The following is a 19,959-nucleotide window of genomic DNA, read 5'->3' on the forward strand; positions in this document are numbered from 1 at the left end:
CCGCGAAACGGGGGCGGGCGCGGGGCGCGGTACCGGAATACCTAAAAGAGCGCTGACTGCAGAGCCGGGAGTTGGCTTCGGTAGGAACCCAGGTCCAGGCGCCGGCCCTTGAGCCGGGCCAGATCGGCGAGGAACGGCGTATCGGAGCCTTCCACCATGACCAGTGCCGCTGCTCCCACCATGGCCTGAATCAGGAGTCCGTGTTCTCCGGCGCCCGGATCCAGCGGATAGGGAACCGCCGCGGCCGCCCCCAGCACCGTCCGGGCCTGGTCCGGGCGCTGCCAGGTCTCCTCCACCACAACGAACCCGCCGATTCCCGCTCCGGAGATCAGCCCGCGGACCGATGCGGCGTGCGCGGAGTTGGTGCCGTCCAGGACGTCCTCGGCCAGCGGCTGCGCCAGCGCTGCGGTTTTTGTGCCCGATCTCACGGCCTGCACCAATCCTGCCTCAGCGGTGATCAGGTCTTCGAGGATGCGCACCACCCGCCCGTCGTCGGCCCGGGCCACGTAGCTGGCGGCCACCGCACCCTGTTCCACCAGGCGCAGGCGTTTACGCCCGTCGGCCGCCGTGCCCACTTTGGTGGTTCCGTCGGCAAAGGTGGCGACGTAGAGCCAGTGCGGCTGGGCCAGGTAAAGCTTGAGGCCCGGCGGCGCGATACCCGACCGGTGCACGTTATGCACCAGCCGCCAGTCATCGCGGGCGAAGCAGGGACCGCACTGATAGCCGCGTTCGGCGGCGGAGTGCACCGGACAGGGTGTCGAAATCCGGGTGTGCCGGTCCTGCACCTTCACCGAGCCCAGGCAGTGCCGCAGCGCGCCGCCCTCGCCGGCAAGCACCTGATAGCCCAGGAGGGTGCCGGCGTCGAGCCTGATGCTCAGGGGCACGCCGCCGGGAGGCCGCAGCGCAAGGTGCGGGCCGTCGTCGTCCCAGGAAACCCCTGCGCACAGGAACCGGCCGGCAGCAGTGGTCACGAGCGGATCTCCAGGGACGGGAACAAACAACGGGGCATTTTCAGCAGGGTTTAACGCAAAGGGGATGGGGAGACGCTTTCGCATTTCCCCATCCCATTATCCCGCCCTGAGCTGCAGGGCAGGGCGCTTAGCGCCGCGTGTCCCCAACATCCGGGGGCCTGGTCAGGCGTGCTGTCCTGCGTGCTCGCCCTCGGCGATTTCCTCCACCACTTTGTCGTTGAAGGCCGGCAGGTCTGAGGGGTTGCGGCTGGTGACCAGTCCCTGGTCCACCACCACTTCTTCGTCGCTCCAGTTGGCGCCGGCGTTCTTCAGATCCGTTGCCAGCGACGGGTAGGACGTCATGTCCCTGCCGTTGACGACGCCCGCTTCGATCAAGAGCCACGGGGCGTGGCAGATGGCCGCCACCGGCTTGTGTGCCGCGAAGAAGGCCTTGGCGAAGGCCTGGGCATCCTTGTCCACGCGCAGGAAGTCCGCGTTGACCACGCCGCCGGGAAGCACCAGGGCATCGAAGTCACTGGCGTTGGCGTCGGCCACGGCCAGGTCAACGGTGAAGGTCTCACCCTTGTCCACGCCGTCGAAACCCTGAACGGTGCCGGTGGACAGCGAGACCAGCGTGGGCACGCCCCCGGCGTCCTTCACAGCGTTCCAGGGACTGGTGAGTTCCACCTGTTCCACACCGTCGGTGAGGAGAAAAGCGACCTTCTTGCCGGAAATATCATGATTGGACATGTTGCCTCCGTTTCACAGAATTCTGAGGGCGGTATTCCGCCCGGAGCCTGTTGGTTCCGTTGCTCCTACCCTAGAAAAAACCGGGGACAATAAGCAAGCTGACTAATTGTTACCGGCGGATTCATCAGGGAGCGGACAGACCCTCGGCAACCGCAGCGGCGGCAGCCAGCCAGGCCCGCTGGGTGGCAGGACGCAGCGAGCCATAGCGGATCTGCCCCTTGCGCAGGGCCGCATCGTAGGGAATGGTCACCGTGGCCCGGGCCAGCGGCTCAAAGCCGCGTGCCACCGTCTGCACCTGAGTCTCGGTGCCGTTGCGGTCGGACTGGCTGACAATGACGACGGCGTTCGCCGCAAGGTGGGCAAACATGCCCCCGCGCTCCTGCAGCGCTTCGAGCAGCAGCGCCCCTGCCTCGGCATGTTCCTCCACCGTGGTGGTGGCGATGACCAGCTGGTCCGTGTGGTGGATCATCCGAAGCCAGCGCTCGGCGCTTTCATCGTTGCCCGAGTCCACGAGGTTGAGCCGAAAGTACTTCGAGGCAACCTCGTGGAGGGCATCAAAGTCCGCCATCGTGATTTTCTGCTCGGAGGCCAGGACGTCGGGCTTCGAGCGCAGGACATCGAACTTGTCCTCGGTCTGGTGGTGCACAAACCGGGCCAGCAGCGCTGACTGGGCCGACGGCGAGAGCAGGCTTCCGGTGTTCGGCAGCAGGTCCATGACGGTGGACTCATGCGGGCCCTGCTCGGTGCGCCAGCCCAGAGTGCCACGGGTTTCGTTGTTATCCCATGCCAGGACCGGGCCGCCGCCGTTGCGGGCGAACACGGCGGCGAGCATCACCGTGGTGGGTGTCTTGTTGGCGCCACCCTTACCGTTGACCACGGAAATGGTCCGAGGGCCCGGCCAATGCTGGCTGACGGCGCGGACATCGCGGCGTTCGGCCAGTTCCGCCCCGGACGGATTCATTCTGATGCCGAGGCTGCCCAACAGGCCGCGGAAACCGCGGGTCGCCGGGATGCGGGCCGTTTGGGTGTCCAGGAAGGAGGCACGGCGCTTGGCGGTGGCGCGGGTCTCCGGCTCGCCCGCGATGACGTTCTGCTACCAGTCGGGTGCTTCGCGGGTTTCGGCGGCTTCCAAGAGGGCGGCGTCGTCCACCGCAGTTGCGGCAGCCGTGCAGTCGTCACCCGCCCGGGATGTCGTCGTCGTCGTTATTGCCTCCCAGCTGTTCTCCGCGAAAGCTGCCGGAGGCTGGGACGGCGGGACCGGGGCTGACATAGCAGCGGAAACCACCGCTGACCGGCCTGTTGTTACCGCGTCCCATCGGTCCGGTTCGGAGCCGATACGACCCTCGGTGCCGCGCCGGCTCCGCCGCGTCATCCGCTGCCCCGCCTCCGCGTCCCGATCAGTCGGTTCGGAGTCTATCCACTCCTGGGCAGCGGGGTATTCGGGGCTTGGCTCGCGCATATCTTCGTCTTTCATTCCGGGCAGTGCAGTGGGCTGGGCGGAGGGTGCAGCAGGCAAACATGCGGCGGCTGCAGCCCCTGCCTGCGCTCCCCCCGGCGACGGTACGGCCTTTCCACCCTACCGAATGCCCCGGCGCCGCACAGAACCGGGGGCCTGCACAGCCGCTGCCGGCTTGCCCTCGAAACCGCCGGTGCCGCCGCCTGAGCGCTACTGACCGGCCACAAAACCGCCCGCCGCGACCCGCCCCAGCAGTTCGGTCAGCAGATCAACTCCGGCCAGCATGTCCTCGTCGCAGGTGAGCTCCTTTTCATTGTGGGAAATACCCTCAACGCTGGGCACAAAAAGCATGATGGTGGGCACCAGATCCTTCAGATTGGTGGAGTCATGCCCGGCCAGGGTGCGGACCGTTCCATACGGCAGACCCAGCGCCCGGGCACAGTCGGCAGCGAGCGCCATGCCGGCCTGATCATAGGCCTTGGCTCCCCACACATGCTGGGCTCCCTGTTCGATCCGCACTGAGGCGGATCCTTCAATGGCGGCAATCCGGCGGTGCAGTTCGGCGTCCGCTGCGGCCAACACTTCGGCGTCGGTGCTGCGCAGATCCACCAGCAGCTGGACCCGGCTGGCCACCACCACCGGTGAGTTCGGATAGACCGTAAATTCACCGCAGGACGTAATCACGGCATGCTCCTCCGTGCTGAAACCGTCCGCAATCTCCCGGGCTGCCACCACTAAGGCGCTGGCGCCCAGCAGGGCATCATGCCGATCGGCAATTACGGTGGCACCGGTGTGTGCCTGCTCCCCGTGCACAGTGAACTCGTACTTGTTGGCGCCCCAGGTCGACTCAACCAGGCCGATCGTCAGCCCGGCGTCTTCCAGTGAGCGCCCCTGCTCGATGTGAATTTCCAGATAGGCCGCCAGGTCCAGCGAGAAGTCTCCGATGGTACCGATGCTCTCCAGCGCTTCGCGCACCGAGGTGCCGGAGGGATCGGTAGTGGCCAGGACCTGCTCGGCCGGCAGCTTGCCGGTGAATACGGCGCTGCCCATCATTGACGGCTTGAAGCGGCAGCCTTCCTCGTTGAACCAATTCACCACGGCGATGTTGAACATCGGCGCGCCTGAGCCGGCAGCGAGCCCCTGCTGCAGGCGGATGGCCGCGTGTGCTCCGGCGAGGACACCGTACGCGCCGTCGTACCGCCCGCCCAGGGGCTGGGAGTCCAGATGTGAACCCACCGCGATGTACGGCGCCCCCGGCACCAGCTCCAGCAAGGCAAACTGGTTGCCCACTGCGTCATAGCGCACCTCGAAGCCGTGGCCTTCAGCGAGGCCGCGGAACCAGTTCCGGGTTTGGCCGTCAGCGGGGGTGCCGGCCTGGCGGTCGACTCCTCCCCCTGCGGTGGCTCCGAAGGTACTCATGGAACGGAAATCCGCGAGGAAAGCCTCGGCGTCGCCGCCGCGCAGGGATGCCGGCTGGGGTGCGGTGGTGGTCATCGTGTAGCTCCTGTTGTTGGGGCGGCGGATACGGCGTCCGTGGATAGTCCGCCATCAAGTCGGTTGTAAGTGAATTCGCCGCCCACAAGGGTGGCGAGCACCTTGAGGGAAGAGATGTCGGGTGCGACGAGCGGTGACCCGGAGAGTACGGCGAAGTCCGCGAGCTTTCCGCGGCTCAGAGTGCCTTTGTCCCGGAGTGTGCCGGTAGCCTGCGCTGCCCACTCGGTGTAGGTGCGCAGCGCTTCCTCGGCCGTCAGGCCTTCTGCGGCACCACCCAGGATTTTTCCCTTTTCGGTTTTCCGGTCCACGCTGGACTGCAGGGCGCGTAGGACGTTGTTGTCCGCCACGGGAAGGTCCGAGCTGCCCGCAACCAGGATGCCGGCGTCGACCAGCGACCGTCCCCGGTACAACCAGCCCTCACGCTCCGGGCCGACCATGGCGGCGAACTGGTCCCCTAGGGGTCCGATAAACGCTGCCTGCGGAGTGACGGCAATACCGGCGGCCGCCACGGCGGCGAGTTGGTCCGGGCGGGCGATGCCGAAGTGCTCAATCCGGTTGGGCAGGGCATTGCGGCCGTAGCGGTCCTGGCAGGAAATGATGATTTCCGTGGCCAGGTCAATGGCCGCGTCACCGATGGCATGCAAGGCGATGGGCCACCCTGCCCGGTAAGCTGCGTCGACGCGCTCACGGTAAACGGCCGGATCATCGAGCAGGTATCCAGTGTTGTGCGGATGTCCGCAGTAGTCCTCGGTGACCGCCGCCGTCGCGCCCAGCAGCGACCCGTCCATGAAGACCTTCACCGGCCCCAGGGATACCCAGTCGTCGCCGAACCCGGCCACGGCGCCCAGATCCAGGCCGCGGCCGATGCCGGTGCCGTGCATGTCCTCTTCATGGCCCTGCAACGGATGTAGGGAATCCAGGGCGGGCATCAGCTGGGCCCGGGCATGCAGCCTTCCGGTGCCTGCGGCGCGCTGATAGGCCGCCACCTCCACCGGGCTGTGGCCAATCCAACCGCCGCCCACACCGGCCTCGGTGAAGCTGGTGATGCCCACGGCTGCGTAGCGGGCGGTCGCGGCATCCAGAGCGTCCACGATCCGGGTCACCGGATACGGCAGCAGCAGCTGCTGCAGGAGCTGTTGGGCTGCTTCCTCCACAATTCCGGTGGGCGATCCGTCCTCTCCGCGGCAGACGACGCCTCCGGTCGGGTCAACGAATCCGGGCTTAAAGACGCCGGCCAGCTGCAGCGTGACAGTGTTGGTGATGGAAAGATGCCCGGAGACGTGGCGCAGGTACAGCGGGTGGTCACCGGTGATCCGATCCAGCCGGTCGATGTCGGGAAACGCTCCCCCATGGTGCTTGTGGTTGAATCCCGTGCCGTTAATCCAGGCGCCCGGTGAGTCGGCGAGCCGCCGCACTTCGGCTTCGAGCAGCGTGTACAACTCATCGAGACCGCGTGCCTGCCCCACGTCGACCGCGCCCAATCCCAGGCCCCACCAGGTGGTGTGACAGTGTGCATCGATGAAGCCGGGTACCACGGTAGCGCCACCCAGGGCGATGGTCCGCTCGGCTGTACATCCCTCCAGCTCCTCATCAAAACCGGCAATTCGCCCATTGAGCACCCCCACGGAGCCGGCGCCGGGCCGGCCCTCGTCCAAGGTGAGGAAGTTCCCGCCGTGCAGGATGACGTCCAGTTTCATCGGATGCCTTCCAACGCCGCCGGCACCGGTTCGGCATCGGTTTCCCGGCCGGCAGCTGCGGCGGCCGCCTGTGTGAGGGCATTCGCGGTGTCCGGCGCCATGGTGGCCGGGTCCGTTACCAGATGCAGCAGCGCCAGGCGCCCGCTGTTCAGGGCCCGCTCCAGCGCCGGGCCGAAGCCGGCAGTTTCCTCCACCCGCTCGCCGTGCCCGCCGAAGCTGCGGATCCATCCGGCGAAGTCCGGGTTGGCCAGCGCGGTGCCGGAGGGCCGCTGCGGGTAGTGCCTGCGCTGGTGGGCAATGATGGTGCCGTAACCGCCGTTATCCACCACAATCACCAGTGGGGCCGCACCCTGTGCAGCGGCGACGGCCAGTTCCTGCGCGTTCATGAAGAAGTCCCCGTCTCCGCAGATCGCCACCACCGGGCGGTCCGGATGGAGCAGCGCTGCCGCCACGGCCGCTGGAACGGCCAGGCCCATGGCCCCGTTGCGCGGACCCACCAGGGATCCTGCGCCATGGTGGCTGAGGTAGCGGGCACCCCAAATGGTGGCATTGCCGGCTCCGTAGGTCAGGATCCGGTCATCCGGCAACCGGTCCTCCAACTGGCCAAACGCCAGCCCCAGATCGACGCCGGAACCGCCGTCCGGTAGCGGCACGGCAAATCGGAGCTGATCAGCTGCCAGTGCTTCCATCCAGGTTCCGTCCCGGTGTCCCCGAGCCGCCGCAGCTTCGGGCAGCGCCGCGGTGAAGACAGCGGGGGACGCGGCCAGATGCAGGTCGATGCGGCCGGCATGGCCCGTGGCCTCCGGATCGGAAAGCACCAGGATGGTTGCTGCAGCGGCGCCCCGAGTGTAACCGTCGCTGAGGACGTCGGTGCGGGCGCATCCGATAAAGACCAGCAGGTCCGCCTCGTCCAGCCGCGCCGCCAGAGTATCCGCCCGACCGTAGCCCAGCCACCCGGACCACGCCGGCGAGGTGTGCGGCACGGCGTCGTAGGCCCGGAAATCCGCCGCCACCGGAATCCGTGCCGCTGCTGCCCACGCTGCCAGCCGCTCGCCGTCGTCCGCGCTCCAGCCGTCCCCGCCAACGATCAGCAGGGGACGCTCGGCAGCTGCCAGCCGACCGGCCAGCTCTACGATGTCCTCGGGTGCGGGCTGCGCCGACGCCGGAGTCCGCGGCGGAACAGTTCCGGTGCCCGCCGAACGCACCAAAACATCCTCGGGCAGGCCGATGACCACCGGTCCGGGCCGGCCGGAGACCGCCAGGTGCATGGCCTCGGCTACCGTGTCGGCGGCGCGGCGTTCGTCGTCGAGCACCATCACGCGTTTGGCGGTGGTGGAGAACCAGCCCTCGAGGCTGAACTCCTGGAAGGCGCCGCGGCCGCGGTCCGCGATGGGGATGAGACCCACAAAGAGCACCAGCGGCGTGGCGTCCTGCCAGGCCGTATGCACCGCGATCATGGCGTTGGCGGCCCCCGGGCCGCGGGTCACCATCGCCACGCCGGGGAGGCCCGTCAGCCGGGATTCAGCCAGGGCCATGAATCCGGCCCCGCCTTCCTGGCGGCAGACCACCGTGCGGATGGGTGAATCGTGCAGCCCGTCCAGAACATCCAGGAAGCTCTCCCCCGGGACGGTGTAGACGCGGTTCACGCCGTGCTCTTCGAGCTGGCGAACGATCAGGTGGCCTGCTGACAGCGGTGCCATGGAGAACTCTTTTCGTCGAAACTAGTGCTTGAAACCGGGCAGGTCCACGCTCATCCGGGGTACCAAAACTCCCGCGGCGGCCGTGAACAGGCTCAGAATGACCAGCAGGAGCGCGGCGGGCCACCAGTGGTCGGAGGCTGCGGCCACCATGGCGGTCGCCAGCAGCGGCAGGAAGCCCGAGACCATTCCGGCGGTGTTCTGTGCGAAGCCAACCCCGGTGTATCGGGTGCGGGCCGGGAACAGCCCGGTCAGGACGGTGCCGTTGGCAGCGTAGGGCAGGGACAGAGTAGCCACCGCCAGCGTCATGCCCACCACCACCAGGACGGGACTGCCGTGGGTAATCAGCAGGAAAGCAGGGACGGCCGCCACGGCGGAGCCCAAACCGCCGTAAACGAGGACGCGGCTGGCACCGAAACGTTCGCCCAGCCGTCCACCCAGGATCAGGACCGGGATTTCCACGACGGCGGCGATCATGCCTCCGAGCAGCATCAGCTGCGAGGAGTATCCCAGGATGGAGACGCCGTAATAGACCACGAAGGCCGTCACGAGGTAAAAGCCGCCGACTCCGAGCAGTGCCGCTGCCATGCCCACGATGATGTGCTTCCAGGATTCCACGAGCGTGGTGCGGATCGGAGTCTTTTCGACCTGGCCGTGTTCGAGCAGCTCAGCGAAGACCGGTGACTCGTCCAGGCGGCTGCGGATGTACAGCGCAATGAACAGCATGGGGATGGCGGCCAGGAACGGAATCCGCCAGCCAAAGTCATCAAAGCTCTCCTTGGAGAAGAAGACCGTCGCCAGGAAGAATCCACCCGACGAGAGGATGGTGCCGATCGGCGAACCGATCTGCGGCAGTGCGGCATAGCGGGCCCGGCGGGCCAGCGGTGCGTTCTCCACCACAATGGTCATGGCCCCGGACCATTCTCCGCCTACGAAGAGGCCCTGGGCCACGCGCAGGAGCACCAGCAGCACCGGGGCGGCGATGCCAATCGCAGCATACGTCGGCAGCATGCCGATCAGTCCGGTGATCACACCGATGCCCACGATCGTGATCATCAGTGTCTTGCGGCGGCCGATCCGGTCCCCCATCGCGCCGAAGAACATGCCGCCCAGCGGGCGGGCCAGCAGCCCGACGCCGAAAGTGGCGAAGGAAGCCAGCGCCGCCGCCGTGGCATTCTCGTTTGCGAAGTACTGGACGTTGAAGACCAGTGCGGCGGCGGCGCTGAAGAGGAAGAAGTCGTACCACTCCATGGCGGTGCCGATCAGGGCGCCGATGGAAACCTTCATGGCCTCCTTATCGGAAATGGCCCGGGTTGCCCCGGCCTCAAGGTTCAGTTGTTCAGTCATGCCTGCCTCCGCAGCTGCTGGTCCAAGCCGTTGAACGGCTGTCCTGGACGGGAACGAAGCACCCAGCATGTCAGGATGCGAAGTGTGACGTGCGCATCAAATTCAGTCGATTCCGACCGTTAGAATGTGCAAAAGCACAAAATAAAGGCGGATAACTTAGTGGCAACTACGCTGAAACATGAATTTAACCCACACGGCTCAGCAGTGCGCTGGAACGCACTGTTGGATGGGCTGAGCGTGGAACGGCTGACCAATCTGTTCCTGGAGCGGGTACTGCAGCTGGATGACTATCATGACGGCGCGCTGCCGGCCAGCGAGATCCGCCGCACGGGCGCGGCATCCTTCGGGGCACTGATCGAAAGCCTCCGCCCTCGGGGAGACAGCGCACGGTTGATGGCGCAGCGACATGACATCGCCCTGGATGTGGGGGTGTCCCGGGCCAGGGCGGAAATCCCGGTGGAGTCTCTGATGACGGCCATCCGGCTGGATTTCACCATCCTGTGGAGTGAACTGATGAAGCTGGCCGATGCTGCGGATGCCGAGCTTCTGGTCCGGCGGGCCGAAACGGTCTGGGAAGTGGTCGATACCTACGCCTCCCAGGCGCAGGCCGCGTACATCTTTGAACGACAGCGCATGGCCCAGGAGGCAACGTCGGTGCGGCAGGGTTATGTTGCTGCCCTTTTCGGTCCGGTCAGCGCACCGCCGGAGATGCTCGCGCGCATCGGCACTGAACTCGGGATCAGCGAGAACGCAAACCTGCTTGTGGCCGCTGCTGCCGCTGACAACGCCGCGGCACTTCATCTGGCCGTGGCAGCGGCTTCGCGGCGCGGGACTGATCTGTTCACCCATCCCCTGCCGGACGGCCTGGTGGCTTTCTGGGTTGCGGACGAACGCAGCGGAAGCGCCGTCCGGGAGGCCACCGGGCAGGTCCGCAGCATCCGGTGCGGCCTAGTGGAACAGGTACACGGGCTGGCCGGTCTGAGGGTGGCCGCCCAGACGGCACGGGCCCTGGCCGCACTGGCCGGCTCCGGAGACCACAGTGCCCTGACCATGCGCAATGCCTGGGCCCGTTTGGCCAGGCACCGGCTGGCGGAGACCGGCGTTCCGATGATTCCCGACGTTGATGCTGCCCTGCAGGAGTGCGGCCCCGTGGAACGGGAGCGGCTGCAGGAAGCGGTCAGCGCGTATCTGGCGACAGGCAGCATTGCCCGGTCCGCGGACCGCCTGTTCTGTCACCGGAACACCCTGATGAACCGGCTGCGCCGCTTCGCCGACCTCACCGGCATCGACGTGATGGTGCCGGAACAGGCCGCCCGCCTGGTGGTGGCATGGTCCTGAGGGGGCCTGCTCCGGTTAGCCCCGCCGCCGCTCCGGTTAGCCCCGCCGCCGCTCCGCGAGACGCTCAAGCAGGTCCTCCTCGGCCCGCTCACCCGGGCGGATGCCGGTGGGAATCCGCAGCAGGAAGACGAACCCCAGCGTCCACCAGAGGCCAAAGAGCAGCCAGGGGACAGAACCCAGTGCGGCGGGCATTCCGGGCAGGTAGAGGGACAGCAGCCCCAGGCACAGCACCACCGCGGAGATGCCAATGAGCTGCCCACCGTTCCCTCGTCCGCCAATGCGCAGCGGCCGCTCCATCTTTGGTTCACGGCGGCGCAGGAGGATAAAGACCAGCGAGACCAGCGCGTAAGCAATCACGATGCTCGGTGAACCGGAGTCCACCAGCCAGCCCAGCATGTTCTGCCCGAAGAACGGGGCCAGGACGGACAGCGCACCGATGAAAAGCAGCGCATTGACCGGAGTGCGGTACTTGGGGTGCAGCTTGCCGAACCACGCCGGCAGCATCCCCGCCCGCGCCATCGAATACATCAGCCGGGAAGCGCCCAGCAGCAGCGAGTTCCAGGACGTCAGGATCCCGGCGATGCCGCCGGCAATCAGAATTTTGGCCATGATGTCGCTGCCGAACAGCTTGCCCATGGCGTCCGCCGTGGCAATGTCGGTTCCGGCCAGTTCCTGGGCGTTCATGGCCGAGGATGTGGTCAGGATTGTGCCCACGTACCAGACCGTGGCCAGCGCTACGGCGATGACCACCAGCCGGCCGATCTGGCGTGCCGGGATGTGGGTTTCCTCGGCGGACTGCGGAATGACGTCAAAGCCAACAAACATGAAGGGAACCACCACCAGCACCGCGAAGAACCCGCCCATCCCGCCGGTGAAGAAGGGTTCCATATTGGCGGTGGATCCGCCGGTGAAGGAGCCGAAGACAAGCATCAGTCCCACGATGAGCAGCAACAGGACCACAAAGGTCTGCGCGACGCCTGCGTGCTTGACGCCCAGGATGTTGACGGCGGTAATAACGACGGCGGCCATGGCGCCCACCAGCGCCCAGGTCAGGTGCACCTGATCCCCGGCAATCTCCCACAGCGGCACGGCGTTGAGATTCGGAAAAAGATAGGTGGCGGTCCGCGGCAGGGCCACGGCTTCGAAGGCCACGATGGTGATGTAGCCGCCGGTGATCCCCCAGGATCCAATGAAGGACCATCTCGGCCCCATTCCGCGCAGCAGGTAGTTGTGTTCACCGCCCGCCTTGGGCATGGCTGCCACCAGCTCGGCGTAGGTCAGGCCGACGACTGCCATGATCAGTCCGCCGGTGACCATGGCCAGGACCGCTCCCATGGTGCCGGCTGAGGCAATCCAGTCCCCGGTCAGCACCACCCAGCCGAAGCCGATCATCGCGCCGAAGCCCAGCGCCAGGACATCCCAGTTACCGAGGACCTTGAGGAGGGACGGTTCTGCATCCCGTGTGGATTTCACTTCTGGACTGGCCATCGATATACCCCTTGCGATTACCTCTGATGGGTGGTGCGGTCAGGTGGAGACTCTGGTGCCGAACTGTTAACCGGCGTTTCCTCCACGCAGGTAAACCGTGGTGGTGTGGGTGAAGAATTCCTTCGCCGAGCCGCCCTGTTCCTTGGGCCCGTACCCCGACTTGCGTGCCCCGCCAAAGGGCACATGCGGATCGGCGCCGGCGGATTCGGAGTTGATGTGCAGGATTCCGACGTCGATGCGCTCCACCGCGTCCAGCACCCGGGTGACGTCCTGGGTGAAGACCGCAGCGCTGAGCCCGAATTCGCTCTGGTTGGCCAGTTCGAAGGCCTGCCCGGCGCCTGCGGCACGGCGCACGCTCAGCACCGGGCCGAAGAACTCTTCCCGCCACGCCGTGTTTGCTGCCCCGGCAGCTGGATCGGCGGGCAGTTCCAACACCGTCGCGGGCAGGAAGAACCCGCCGTCCGGGTCCCTGCTTCCCGGGGCCTTGCCCTGATAGGCCAGCACCGCCCCTTCGGACAGGGCCGTCTCCACTCCGCTGTTGACGCTGTTTGCGGCGGCCGCATTGATCAGCGGTCCCATGTGCACGCCGTCGTCGGTGGGGTCCCCCGTCATCCAGGCGTCAAGGCGGGTTCGGAGCCGGTTCAGGAAATCATCGGCAACCTGCTCGTCCACGACGAGCCGGGAAGTTGCCGTACATTTCTGGCCGGTGGAACGGAAGGCTCCCAGCAGGACCTGTTCGGCCGCAAGGTCCAGGTCCGCGTCGCGGAGCACGATGGCCGCGTTCTTGCCGCCCATCTCCGCCTGCACCGGAACGCCGCGGGCGGCACCGGCTGCGGCCAGCCGGCGCCCGATTCCGGTTGATCCGGTGAAGGTCAGTCCGTCCAGCCGCGGATGCTCCACCAGAGCGCTGCCCAGGGATCCGGGCCCGATGACCAGGTTCAGCACACCCTTGGGCAGTCCGGCTTCCGCCAGGGCCTCGGCAAGCCTCACGGCGAGCAGCGGCACCGTGCTGGCCGGTTTCCACACCACTGCGTTGCCGTATGCCAGTGCGGGAGCGATCTTCCACGCCGGAATGGCGATCGGAAAGTTGAATGGGGTCACCACCCCCACCACGCCCAACGGCTTGCGGACCACCAGGATCCGTTCCCCCCGGCGCGGGGAGGAAAAGACTTCCCCTGCCGGCCGGTCGCCTTCATTGCCGTAGTAGCGCAGGATCTGGGCCGCGCGCAGCACCTCACCCTTCGCCTCGGCGAGCGTCTTCCCTTCCTCCCGTGCCAGCTCCAGGCCCAGATTCTCGTGATCCCGTTCCAGCACGCCGGCTGCACGGATGAGGACGGCGCCGCGTTCATGCAGCGGCGTGCCGGCCCAGGCAGCCCAAGCCCCGGACGCTGCGGCCACGGCCCGGTCCAGGTGTTCGGTGGAGGCCTGCCGGCCCTGTGCCACGGTTTCTCCGGGCCGGGCGGGATTCACGGAAGCAAGGACGGGCCCGCTGCCTTCCTCCCAGGTTCCGTTGATGTAATGCCGCAGCTCGGCTGCGGATGGAAGGTGCGTCAAGGTGACTCCTGGTGGTAGCGGGTTCGGATGCGGGAGGCCGGCGGCTTAGCGGAAAGCGGGAATGCCGGTGAGCTTCTGGCCCAGGATGAGGGTGTGCACCTCGTCGGTGCCCTCATAGGTACGTACCGATTCCAGGTTGTTGGCATGCCGCAGCGGAGAGTAGTCCAGGGTGATTCCGTTGCCTCCGAGGATGGTCCTTGCCTCCCGGGCAATCGCAATGGCTTCCCGCACGTTGTTGAGCTTTCCCACTGAAATCTGGTGGGTCTGCAGGTTGCCTGCATCCTTCAAACGCCCAAGGTGCAGAGCCAGCAGGAAACCCTTGTTGATCTCCAGGGCCATGTCCACCAGCTTCTTCTGGGTGAGCTGGTAGCCCGCCAGTGGCTTATCAAACTGCAGCCGGTCCTTGGAATAGGCCAGGGCTGCCTCAAAGGAATCCCGTGCGGCGCCCATGGAGCCCCAGATGATTCCGTAGCGGGCTTCGTTCAAGCAGGAGAAGGGGCCCCGGAGCCCCTTGGCGCCGGGCAGGACCGCATCCGCGGGCAGGCGCACGTCGGTCAGTTCGATCTCGCACTGGATGGAGGCCCGCATCGAGAGCTTGGGTTCAATCGGCGTGGCGGCAAACCCCGGTGTGTCCGTGGGGACGGTGAAGCCGCGGACGCCGTCGTCGGTCTGTGCCCAGATGACGGCGACGGCGGCAACGTTCGCCAGCCCGATCCACCGTTTGGTGCCGTTGAGCACCCAATCGTCCCCGTCCCGGCGGGCGAAGGTCTTCATGGACGACGGGTCGGATCCCGCGGTTGGTTCCGTAAGCCCAAAGCAGCCGATTAACTCCCCGGCAGCCATGCCCGGCAGCCACCGGGTCTTCTGCTCCTGCGAGCCCCATTTGGAGATGGCGCTCATGGCCAGGGATCCCTGCACTGAGACGAAGGTCCGCAGGCCGGAGTCGCCGGCTTCAAGCTCCGCACCAGCCAGACCGTATTCAACGGCGGTGCCTCCGGCGCAGCCGTAGCCGTGCAGGTGCATGCCGAGCAGGCCCAGCTTGCCCATCTCCGGAACAATCTCCATCGGGAAGTGGGCATCCTCGTACCAGCGGGCGATGTTGGGCCGAATCTGTTCATTGACGAAGCCGCGCACGCGGGAACGCAGCTCCAGTTCTGAGGGTGTGAGCAGGGAATCAAAATCGATAAGATCGGCGGGTTCCAGGGCGGCTTCTCCGGCTTCCTGGGCGGCAAGGCTGGTCATGATGGTCCTTTTCTTCGGTTCGGGCTCTGCGGTGAGCAGCGGGGTGCGGCGTCGGCCGGTGTCCGGCGGCGTCGGCGGATCTCAGGAGCCGCTGAGCGCGGGTGCAGCGGCAGCTGCAGTTTTGCGGATCACGCCGCTCAGGACCCCGAGTCCGTCGCGCAGCAGCTCATCGTTAATGACCAGCGGCGGCAGGAGCCGAATGACGTTTCCGTACGTGCCGCAGGTCAGGGTCAGGACACCTTCGGCGTGGCAGGCTGCGGAGATGGCCTGGGCGAGGTCCGGACGCGGCTTCAGGGTGTCGGGGTCGGCGAGTTCCAGGGCCAGCATGGCCCCCCTTCCGCGGAACTGCACGACGACGCCGATCTCCGCCACGAGTGGTTCCAGCACCTCACGTGCCACCGCCTCAATGGAGCGGGCGTTTGCCAGCAGGGTTCCGTCCTCGAATTCCTCGAAGACAGCCAGTGCGGCCTCACAGGCCAGGGGATTACCGGCGTACGTGCCGCCAAGTCCGCCCGCGTGCACGGCGTTCATGAGCTCGGTCCGCCCCGTGACGGCGGACAGGGGCAGGCCGCCGGCCAGCGCCTTGGCGCTGAGGGTCAGGTCTCCGGCAACGCCCTCGTATTCGCTGGCGTACAGCGTCCCGGTCCGGCCCATGCCGGCTTGGATTTCATCCATGACCAGGACGATTCCGTGGCGGTCGGCGATCGTGCGCAGCCCGGCCAGGAAACCGGGCGCCGGAACAATGAAACCGCCCTCGCCCTGAATCGGCTCAATGACCATTGCGGCGAAGGTTTCCGGGCCGCGTTCCGTAAGCATGTCCTCGACGGCGGCGAGGGCGGCTGCGGCGTCTACGGTCCCGGGCGCACCGCCGTCGGAAGGCCGCAGCGGGTTTGCCGACGGGGCCCGGAACACCTCGACAGGCAGCGGACCGAAATTGAGCCGGTACGGATTCACCTTGGCTGTCATCGCCATGGTGAGCAGGCTGCGCCCGTGATAGGCCTCGTCAAAAACCAGCACGTTTGGCCGGCCCGTTGCCGCGCGGGCAATCTTGACGGCGTTTTCCACTGCTTCAGCGCCGGTGGAAAACAGTGCGGTGCGCTTATCGAAGTCACCGGGGGTGTGTTCATTCAGCCAGCGGCACACCTGCGTGAACGAGTCATATTCGGTGACCATGAAACACGTGTGGGTGAACCGATCCAACTGCGCGGCTACCCGCTGCCGGACCCGGAGGTTGGCGGCGCCCACACTGGTCACCGCAATCCCGGAGGCAAAGTCGATGAAGCGGTTACCGTCCACGTCCTGGAGGATCCCGCCGTCGGCCCGGTCGATGAACACCGGCAGGGTGATACCGAACCCGGCGCTGACATGAGCCACACGCTCCTGGTGCAGCATCCGTGAACGGGGGCCCGGCACCGCGGTTGCCACGTGCCGGGATTGGGGAAGCGGTGCAGCTGGGGTTTCGATAGTCATCTCGGTCATGGGCACACGCTACGGACCCGATGCGACATGCGTCATTGAACATTCCAGCCAATTTAACTCTCTGTACTGGATGATTTGACTATGGTTTCCCTCACTGAACTCAGCGCCGCTTTGGGCTCGCAGCTGGTTTTCCCGTCCGGAAAGCAGCTGACAAACCGGCAACTCACCGGTGTCCATGTCTCCGAGCTCGAGGATCCGACCCCGTATCTGGAGGGCGGAGAACTCCTCCTGACCACCGGCATGCCGGTGGTCAGGAGTGCTGCCGCGGCCGCCGAGTACGTGACACGGCTGCGCCACAAGGGCATCCCGGCCCTGGGCATCGGACTGGGCCCATGGCTGGAGGAGGTGCCGTCCTCGGTGGCCGAGGCGTGTGCAGCCGCCGGGATCGACCTGCTCACGGTTCCGGACGGCGTGCCTTTCCAGAGTGTTTCCCGTGCGTTTTGGCGCTTGTCTGCCCGAAGCAGCCAGGCCGATCTCATGGGCAGCCTGGGAACGCAGACCGCGCTCGCCCAGGCGGCCATGCGCCCGGACGCCACCGCCGCCGTCGTCCGCGGGTTGGCTCAGGCCCTGGGCGGCTGGGCAGCCTACCTGCCCGCCGATCCGGGGCCGGCCACCTACTGGCCGGAGAGCGCCGAGGCCTACATTCCCACCCTGCGCACCGAGACCCTCCGGCTCAACCGGGCAGGGACGCATTCAGCGGCCACGTTCGAGATTCACGGGCAGCCCGTCGTGGAGTATTCGATTGCCGTCAGCGGACGCATCCACGGCTTTCTTGCCGTGGGGCCCGGGCGCACGCTGACGGCAGCGGACCGCCAGGTCATCCTGACCGTGTGCACCCTGCTGGCGCTCAAGGCCCGCCAGCGGGAGGTGGTTTCAGGTGCCACCTCAACGCTGGGGGCTGCGGTCGCCAAGCTTGTCCTGCACGGGCACACCGAGGCCGCCCGTATCCTCGCCGAGGACGTGGGGCTGCAGGACTTGCCCCGCAGGGTGCGGGTGCTGGGCCTTTCCGTCCGAGCCGGCGACAATGCCGAACTGCTGATCCGGGCTGCTTCCTCGCTGAGCCCGGATGCCGGCCTGCCGCCCCTTCCAGCGAACCTGGCCTCCTGCCTGCTGCGCCATGAAGAGGAAGCTGCCCTCTACCTGGTGCTTCCGGAAGAAGGCGTTTCACAGGCGGGGCAGGATCGAATACAGGATGTCAACGACCCCGCGCCGGCCCATCCGCAGCTGGCCGGAGCCCTCAGCGAACCGGTTTCCCTGGGCGAAGTGGCAGCAGTGATGCCGGCCATCCGCCGGGCCCTCCGGCAGGCACGGCCCGGCTCACTGGCGGGTACCGGAAGCGCACCCAATCCCCAGGTCAGTGAGTGGGTGGAGACCCTGGCCGCTTACCGGCGGGCGGATCTGATCGCCACCGTGACCGAGTATCTGCGGCACCGGGGACATTGGGAAAATGCATCCCGCGGTTTGGGCGTGCACCGCAACTCGCTGCGGCACCGGATCAGCATTGCCTGCTCGCTGCTGGGGGTGGACCTGGACGATCCCGATGTTTTCGCGCCGCTGTGGCTGGAGCTGCGGCACTACGAGAGATGATCGGCCGGGTGACTTTCTTTCCGGGCGCTGCGTAGCCAGGAAAGCACGCTCTCGGTGTGTTCTCCCAGCTGTGGCGGTGCCTGGTCCCGCGGCGCCAGCGGCGGCTCCCAGACGGCCGGGTGCCGCAGCTGCTGACCGACCACCGCACCAGAGGAGTCGCGGACGTCAATGGTCGGTTCAAGCCCCAGCGACTGCGCGTAGGCAATGCCGTCGTCGATGCCCGCGACCCGGCCAGCGGGTACACCCACTCGAGTCAGCTGATCCTGCCATTGAGCGGCCGTTGCCGCAGCCAGCAGGCCCTCCAGCAGCGGCACCAGGACCTCCCGGTGCTGAACCCGGGCACTGTTCGTGGCAAAGCGGCCGTCCGCTGCCAACCCGGGTGCCCCCAGCTCTTGGACCAGCCGGCCAAACTGCCCGTCGTTGCCGCAGGCGACGGCGAGCGGCCCGTCACCGCATTGCAGCAGCTGGTAGGGCACGATCGAAGGGTGGGCGTTGCCCATCCGGGCCGGGACCACGCCGGCACCCAGGAAGGCCTGCCCCTGGTTCGCCAAAGCGCCCTGCAGGCTGGAGAGCAGGTTCATCTGTACATGGCTTCCCCGCCCGGTTACACCCCGTGCCTTCAGGGCTGCCAGCACGGCAATGGTGGCGTCCTTCGCCGTCAGCACGTCCACCAGCGCGACGCCGGCCTTGTACGGAGCCCCGTCGGCCTCACCGGTGATGCTCATCAGCCCGCCCAGAGCCTGGACTATGAAGTCATAGCCGGGAATATCCCGTCCGCCGGCGGCGCCGAATCCGGAGATGGAGGCATACACCAGCTTCGGGTTCTCTAGGCTGAGTTCGGCATATCCCAGCCCGAACCTGTCCAGTCCCCCGGGTTTGAAGTTTTCAACCAGCACGTCAGCACGCAATGCCAGTTCCTGAGCCAGCTGCAGATCCTCCGGGTCGCCGAGGTCCAGGCAGACGGATTCCTTGTTCCGGTTCACGGATTCAAAGTAGGTTGCTCCTGTTCCGGACCACGGAGGTCCCCAGCTGCGGGTGTCGTCCCCGCCTCCCGGACGTTCCACCTTCACCACCCGGGCGCCGAGATCCGCCAGCGTCATGGTGCAAAGCGGCCCGGCGAGCACGCGGGAGAAATCCGCCACCAGGATGCCTTCCAACGGCCGCTGCCCACTGGCGCCGGCAGATGCGCCCTCCGATGGTGAACTCAACGTGTACCCCTTTTGGCCCGACGGAATAATCCGTAAAAGATTTCCTGTGTCCGCTGTCACTGCGGCAGACATGTCCACCATAGGCAGAGCCCGGGGCGGGGGCAGGGACATGTTGTCCCTGTCTCGGGATAAACCGCACACGGTGGCGGGGGAAGCGGCAGTGCGGCCGGGCCCCGCCGGGTGGCCATTGCCGGCGGGAAAGTATAATGAGAAAACAAAAAACCCCCGGAAAACCGGGGGTTTTTGCTGGTAGCGGTGGGGAGGCTCGATCTCCCGACCTCACGATTATGAGTCGTGCGCTCTAACCAACTGAGCTACACCGCCACTAAATGAGTAAAGCCCGCGTCCCTAAATTGGCCTCTGTGAAAACAAACAGCCTTAGCAACACGGACCCTCCCATTGAGAGCCCCGACCGGGAATCGATCCCGGGACCTCCATCTTACCAAGATGGCGCTCTACCACTGAGCTATCGGGGCAACGAGTAAATACTTTACCAGTACTTTTGGAGAACGTGAAATCGGCCCAAATCCGCGCGGATAAGGTGATCCAGGCCACTGACCGGGAGCGGTGAACAGAGCCTCCGACCGGCCGGTTTGGCCGTCCGGAAACGCCCCGAAACAGGTAAGAAGCACCCGTGGTGGTCAGTATGCTTAGGGTACGAGAAAGTAGGCA

General features: G+C 66.5%; 15 protein-coding genes and 2 tRNA genes. 2 read left to right on the plus strand and 15 right to left on the minus strand.

Annotated elements, in window-relative coordinates:
* Positions 1-41: 41 nt before the first annotated feature.
* The 8 genes from ABIB35_RS00935 to ABIB35_RS00970 form a co-directional block, all read right to left on the minus strand.
* A complete protein-coding gene (locus ABIB35_RS00935; protein WP_354178116.1) occupies positions 42-971 on the minus strand; it encodes a DUF2797 domain-containing protein in 930 nt (309 codons plus the stop codon).
* A gap of 162 nt (positions 972-1,133) precedes the next feature.
* Positions 1,134-1,700, minus strand: a complete 567-nt coding sequence (locus ABIB35_RS00940) for a type 1 glutamine amidotransferase domain-containing protein (RefSeq protein ID WP_354178117.1) — start codon at positions 1,698-1,700, stop codon at positions 1,134-1,136.
* Positions 1,701-1,824: 124 nt separating this feature from the next.
* On the minus strand, positions 1,825-2,661 hold the full coding sequence (locus ABIB35_RS00945; RefSeq protein ID WP_354178119.1) for a MinD/ParA family ATP-binding protein: 837 nt from the start codon (positions 2,659-2,661) through the stop codon (positions 1,825-1,827).
* A 132-nt stretch (positions 2,662-2,793) separates the two neighbouring features.
* A complete protein-coding gene (locus tag ABIB35_RS00950; RefSeq protein ID WP_354178121.1) occupies positions 2,794-3,174 on the minus strand; it encodes a hypothetical protein in 381 nt (126 codons plus the stop codon).
* 192 nt (positions 3,175-3,366) lie between these two features.
* The gene (locus ABIB35_RS00955; protein WP_354178122.1) at positions 3,367-4,650 is read right to left on the minus strand and encodes a M20 family metallo-hydrolase; all 1,284 of its coding nucleotides are present in this window, start codon (positions 4,648-4,650) and stop codon (positions 3,367-3,369) included.
* Complete coding sequence (locus tag ABIB35_RS00960; protein ID WP_354178123.1) at positions 4,647-6,347, minus strand: amidohydrolase; 1,701 nt, start codon at positions 6,345-6,347, stop codon at positions 4,647-4,649. Before ABIB35_RS00960 ends, ABIB35_RS00955 begins: the two co-directional genes overlap by 4 nt.
* Positions 6,344-8,047: a thiamine pyrophosphate-dependent enzyme gene (locus ABIB35_RS00965; RefSeq protein ID WP_354178125.1), complete on the minus strand. Its 1,704-nt coding sequence runs from the start codon at positions 8,045-8,047 to the stop codon at positions 6,344-6,346. The genes ABIB35_RS00960 and ABIB35_RS00965 overlap by 4 nt, the downstream gene beginning before the upstream one ends.
* 21 nt (positions 8,048-8,068) lie before the next feature.
* Positions 8,069-9,391, minus strand: a complete 1,323-nt coding sequence (locus ABIB35_RS00970; protein WP_354178127.1) for an MFS transporter — start codon at positions 9,389-9,391, stop codon at positions 8,069-8,071.
* Positions 9,392-9,550: 159 nt separating this feature from the next.
* Here ABIB35_RS00970 and ABIB35_RS00975 point away from each other — a divergent pair, with 159 nt between their 5' ends.
* Positions 9,551-10,729, plus strand: coding sequence for a helix-turn-helix domain-containing protein (locus tag ABIB35_RS00975; RefSeq protein ID WP_354178129.1), 1,179 nt, complete (start codon positions 9,551-9,553; stop codon positions 10,727-10,729).
* A gap of 36 nt (positions 10,730-10,765) precedes the next feature.
* Here the strand turns inward: ABIB35_RS00975 and ABIB35_RS00980 are convergent, their stop codons facing one another.
* From ABIB35_RS00980 to ABIB35_RS00995, 4 genes are all read right to left on the minus strand, one after another.
* Positions 10,766-12,217, minus strand: coding sequence for an APC family permease (locus ABIB35_RS00980; protein ID WP_354178131.1), 1,452 nt, complete (start codon positions 12,215-12,217; stop codon positions 10,766-10,768).
* Positions 12,218-12,283: 66 nt separating this feature from the next.
* Positions 12,284-13,771, minus strand: coding sequence for an aldehyde dehydrogenase family protein (locus tag ABIB35_RS00985; RefSeq protein WP_354178132.1), 1,488 nt, complete (start codon positions 13,769-13,771; stop codon positions 12,284-12,286).
* Between the two features lie 45 nt (positions 13,772-13,816).
* On the minus strand, positions 13,817-15,013 hold the full coding sequence (locus tag ABIB35_RS00990) for an acyl-CoA dehydrogenase family protein (RefSeq protein ID WP_354178134.1): 1,197 nt from the start codon (positions 15,011-15,013) through the stop codon (positions 13,817-13,819).
* 81 nt (positions 15,014-15,094) lie between these two features.
* A complete protein-coding gene (locus tag ABIB35_RS00995; protein ID WP_354178136.1) occupies positions 15,095-16,492 on the minus strand; it encodes an aminotransferase class III-fold pyridoxal phosphate-dependent enzyme in 1,398 nt (465 codons plus the stop codon).
* An 81-nt stretch (positions 16,493-16,573) separates the two neighbouring features.
* On the opposite strand from ABIB35_RS00995, the gene ABIB35_RS01000 reads away from it, so the two are divergent.
* Positions 16,574-18,079 (plus strand): PucR family transcriptional regulator ligand-binding domain-containing protein, encoded by a 1,506-nt coding sequence (locus ABIB35_RS01000; protein ID WP_354178137.1) that lies wholly within the window; start codon positions 16,574-16,576, stop codon positions 18,077-18,079.
* Here the strand turns inward: ABIB35_RS01000 and ABIB35_RS01005 are convergent.
* The 3 genes from ABIB35_RS01005 to ABIB35_RS01015 all read right to left on the minus strand — a co-directional run bounded on the left by ABIB35_RS01005 (position 18,067) and on the right by ABIB35_RS01015 (position 19,763).
* Positions 18,067-19,287 carry a CaiB/BaiF CoA transferase family protein gene (locus ABIB35_RS01005; RefSeq protein WP_354178138.1) on the minus strand — a complete coding sequence of 407 codons (1,221 nt, stop codon included), beginning with the start codon at positions 19,285-19,287 and terminating at the stop codon, positions 18,067-18,069. The two genes, ABIB35_RS01000 and ABIB35_RS01005, sit on opposite strands and share 13 nt — an antisense overlap.
* Positions 19,288-19,534: 247 nt before the next feature.
* Positions 19,535-19,611, minus strand: a tRNA-Met gene (locus ABIB35_RS01010).
* 80 nt (positions 19,612-19,691) lie between these two features.
* Positions 19,692-19,763: transfer RNA gene (locus tag ABIB35_RS01015), tRNA-Thr, on the minus strand.
* Positions 19,764-19,959: the final 196 nt, after the last annotated feature.

The organism is Arthrobacter sp. UYP6, assembly GCF_040547315.1.
GTDB lineage: Bacteria > Actinomycetota > Actinomycetes > Actinomycetales > Micrococcaceae > Arthrobacter_B.

What these genes read in the sequence shown, in the direction of transcription:
- ABIB35_RS00940 (WP_354178117.1), bottom strand. Translation starts at nt 1,700, where the DNA reads ATGTCCAATCATGATATTTCCGGCAAGAAGGTCGCTTTTCTCCTCACC.
- ABIB35_RS00945 (WP_354178119.1), bottom strand. Translation starts at nt 2,661, where the DNA reads ATGAATCCGTCCGGGGCGGAACTGGCCGAACGCCGCGATGTCCGCGCC.
- ABIB35_RS00950 (WP_354178121.1), bottom strand. Translation starts at nt 3,174, where the DNA reads ATGAAAGACGAAGATATGCGCGAGCCAAGCCCCGAATACCCCGCTGCC.
- ABIB35_RS00955 (WP_354178122.1), bottom strand. Translation starts at nt 4,650, where the DNA reads ATGACCACCACCGCACCCCAGCCGGCATCCCTGCGCGGCGGCGACGCC.
- ABIB35_RS00960 (WP_354178123.1), bottom strand. Translation starts at nt 6,347, where the DNA reads ATGAAACTGGACGTCATCCTGCACGGCGGGAACTTCCTCACCTTGGAC.
- ABIB35_RS00965 (WP_354178125.1), bottom strand. Translation starts at nt 8,047, where the DNA reads ATGGCACCGCTGTCAGCAGGCCACCTGATCGTTCGCCAGCTCGAAGAG.
- ABIB35_RS00970 (WP_354178127.1), bottom strand. Translation starts at nt 9,391, where the DNA reads ATGACTGAACAACTGAACCTTGAGGCCGGGGCAACCCGGGCCATTTCC.
- ABIB35_RS00980 (WP_354178131.1), bottom strand. Translation starts at nt 12,217, where the DNA reads ATGGCCAGTCCAGAAGTGAAATCCACACGGGATGCAGAACCGTCCCTC.
- ABIB35_RS00990 (WP_354178134.1), bottom strand. Translation starts at nt 15,013, where the DNA reads ATGACCAGCCTTGCCGCCCAGGAAGCCGGAGAAGCCGCCCTGGAACCC.
- ABIB35_RS00995 (WP_354178136.1), bottom strand. Translation starts at nt 16,492, where the DNA reads ATGACCGAGATGACTATCGAAACCCCAGCTGCACCGCTTCCCCAATCC.
- ABIB35_RS01000 (WP_354178137.1), top strand. Translation starts at nt 16,574, where the DNA reads ATGGTTTCCCTCACTGAACTCAGCGCCGCTTTGGGCTCGCAGCTGGTT.